Here is a 1036-nt window from a genome sequence, read left to right as displayed (position 1 = left end):
GAAGCTAAGCCCTCCAGCGCCGATGGTACTGCACTCGGGAGGGTGTGGGAGAGTAGGACGCCGCCGGACTCAACGTGCCAGCCGAGGGCCGCCCCGTTTCGGGGTCGGCCCTCGGCTGCTTTTGTGTGTTCGTACCCGAGTAACTTTGAACGTCGAGGCAAGCCCGCCATGTCAAGGGCCGGCCGGACCGGAAGGATTGATCCGTGACTACTGGACCCCAGGACGAGGGCGGTCGCGCCCCTCGCGACGAGGAGCGCCAAGGCGGCCGCGGTCGCGACGGCGACCGTGGCGGCTTCCGGGGCGACCGGGGCGGTGACCGTGACCGTGGCGGCTCCGGTGGCGACCGCGGCGGATTCCGTGGCGGCGACCGTGACCGGGGTGGTTCCTCCGGTGGCGGCGACCGCGGTGGTTTCCGCGGCGGTGACCGTGGTGGTTCCTCCGGTGGCGGTGACCGCGGCGGATTCCGTGGCGGCGATCGTGACCGCGGCGGCGATCGTGGTGGTTTCCGCGGCGGTGACCGGCCCCAGGGCGGCGACCGCGGCGGCTACCAGCGTGGCGTGACCGGCGGCGACCGTGACCGTGGCGGGTACCGCGGCGGTGACCGTCCGCAGGGTGGTGGCTTCCGCGACCGTCCTCAGGGTGGTGGCTATCAGGGCCGTGGTGACCGTCCTCAGGGTGGTGGCTTCCGTGACCGTGGTGATCGCCCGCAGGGCGGTGGCTTCCGTGACCGTGGTGACCGTCCCCAGGGCGGTGGCTATCAGGATCGTGGTGATCGCCCGCAGGGCGGTGGCTATCAGGGCCGTGGTGACCGTCCTCAGGGCGGTGGCTATCAGGGCCGTGGTGATCGCCCGCAGGGCGGTGGCTATCAGGGCCGTGGTGACCGTCCTCAGGGCGGTGGCTATCAGGATCGTGGTGACCGTCCTCAGGGCGGTGGCTTCCGTGACCGTGGTGACCGTCCCCAGGGCGGTGGCTATCAGGATCGTGGTGACCGTCCTCAGGGCGGTGGCTTCCGTGACCGTGGTGACCGTCCCCAGGG

1 protein-coding gene is annotated in these 1036 nt (G+C 71.5%); it reads right to left on the bottom strand.

The features are described from left to right. The coding region (locus LXN57_RS47725) for a hypothetical protein (protein ID WP_251804968.1) at positions 1 to 1036 on the bottom strand (1036 nt) is incomplete at both ends.

This window comes from Paractinoplanes hotanensis (assembly GCF_023717965.1).
GTDB lineage: Bacteria > Actinomycetota > Actinomycetes > Mycobacteriales > Micromonosporaceae > Actinoplanes > Actinoplanes polyasparticus.
Note: the sequence above shows the minus strand (reverse complement) of the source record. Positions and strands in the feature narration are given on the sequence as shown.